This window comes from Spongiactinospora gelatinilytica, from assembly GCF_003236385.1.
In the GTDB taxonomy this organism is placed as follows: domain Bacteria; phylum Actinomycetota; class Actinomycetes; order Streptosporangiales; family Streptosporangiaceae; genus Spongiactinospora; species Spongiactinospora gelatinilytica.
Window position 1 is genome coordinate 1 of sequence record NZ_POUA01000697.1, and the last position, 1,606, is coordinate 1,606.

The 1,606-nt window shown below is 71.0% G+C and carries 1 protein-coding gene and 1 pseudogene; both read left to right on the forward strand.

Annotated elements, in window-relative coordinates; genetic code table 11:
- Positions 1 to 583: pseudogene (locus tag C1I98_RS38700) on the forward strand (hypothetical protein); the annotation flags it as partial.
- Positions 580 to 1,437: a TRM11 family SAM-dependent methyltransferase gene (locus C1I98_RS38705; protein ID WP_146607924.1), complete on the forward strand. Its 858-nt coding sequence runs from the start codon at positions 580 to 582 to the stop codon at positions 1,435 to 1,437. The pseudogene C1I98_RS38700 and the gene C1I98_RS38705, both read left to right, overlap by 4 nt.
- Positions 1,438 to 1,606: the final 169 nt, after the last annotated feature.

Below are 1,606 nucleotides of genomic sequence, written 5' to 3' on the forward strand. Positions count from 1 at the left end.
GCTCGGGGTCGGGTGCGTGCCCCGGTTGGCGGTGGCGCAGTATCTCGCCACCCGGTTGCGGGAGCAGGTTTCGGCGGATCGGCGGGCGGCGGTGCGGCTGCGTCCGCACGGGCCGGATCGGCTTCGGCAGGCGCTGGACGGTCTGGAGGGGCGGGTGGAGTTGCTGATCGCGGCGCTTCCGCCCTACCCGGGGCCTGCGCGAGACTCCCCCGGTGTCCCGTGCCCGTCGTGCCGGGCGGAACCGGCGCTCGGGGTGGCGCAGCTCGGCCGGTTCCTGGAGAACGCGCGGCAGGTGCTCACGCCGAGCGGCCATCTGGCGGTGATCACGACTGCCAGGTATGAGCAGGGCCGGGTGGTGGACCTGGCGCCGGAGGTCATCCGGCATGCGAGGCGTGCCGGGCTGGCGTATGTGCAGCATGTCATCGCGCTGCGCGCCCCGATCGACGGGGACACCCTGGTCGTGCAGGCCGACCCGCGCGGGCTGGCGCAGATTCGCCGTACCCGGTCGGGTGGGTTGCCGCCGGTGGTGTCGGTGCATGCCGATGTGTGCCTGTTCACCCCGGCTGCGGGAGCCGCCTGGTGACGGGGACGGTGGTGCCGTCGGTGCTGGCGACCGGTCAGGTGCCCTCGCGGGTGCAGCGGCGGGGCCGGTATCTGCCGGAGTCGATGCGGCATCCGGGCAAGATGCTCCCTTCCATCGCCTCGCAGGTGATCTCGCTGTTCTCCCGGCCAGGAGAATTGGTCGTCGATCCGATGTGCGGGATCGGGACCACGCTGGTGGAGGCGGTCCATCTCGGCAGGGACGCGGCGGGGATGGAGTACGAGGCCGACTTCGCCGGCTTGGCTGCTGCGAACGTCCAGCATGCCCGCGCCCAGGGAGCGGCGGGGAACGGTCGGGTGGCGTGTGGGGATGCGCGGAACATAGCGAGCGTGTTCGCGGGTCTGCGCGGTAGTGCCGCGCTGGTGCTGACCTCCCCGCCGTACGGAGCGCGGACCCATGGGCACATCCGCTCAGGCGTGCGGGACGGTGACGGTGGGCCGGTGGAGAAGTGGAATCACCGGTACTCCACCGATAAGGGCAATCTCGCTCACCAGCCGCTGCCGGAACTCGTGGAGGGGTTCGGGGAGATCCTTGCCGGGTGTGGTGAGCTGCTGCGGCCGGATGGAGTGGTCGCCGTCACGGTCCGCCCGATCCGAATCGATGGGTACCTCGTCGATCTCCCCGGTCAGGTCATCACGGCAGCGGAGAAGGCCGGTCTGGTGCTGATGCATCGGCTGGTGGCGTTGCTGTGCGGGGTGCGTGATGGCCGGCTGGTGACCCGGGCGTCGTTCTTCCAGATGCTGGCGGTGCGTAGGCATCAGGAGAAGGGGTCGCCGGTGTGCGTCACCGCCCACGAGGACCTGCTCATCTTCCGCAAGCAGGGTGCCCATGGGTGAATCGCTTCTCGTTGTCCACAGGGTGTGCACGGCCATGTGCGCCCGGGGGCGGGCAGGAGGTCGTGCCTGGTCCGGTGTCCAGACCGTCGTTGACGTCGGGCGTCGAGGCGAGCGGTCATGGGGGTCCACCGGGGGTGGCCCGGCCGATGGCGGGCGGGCAGTTCGCCGG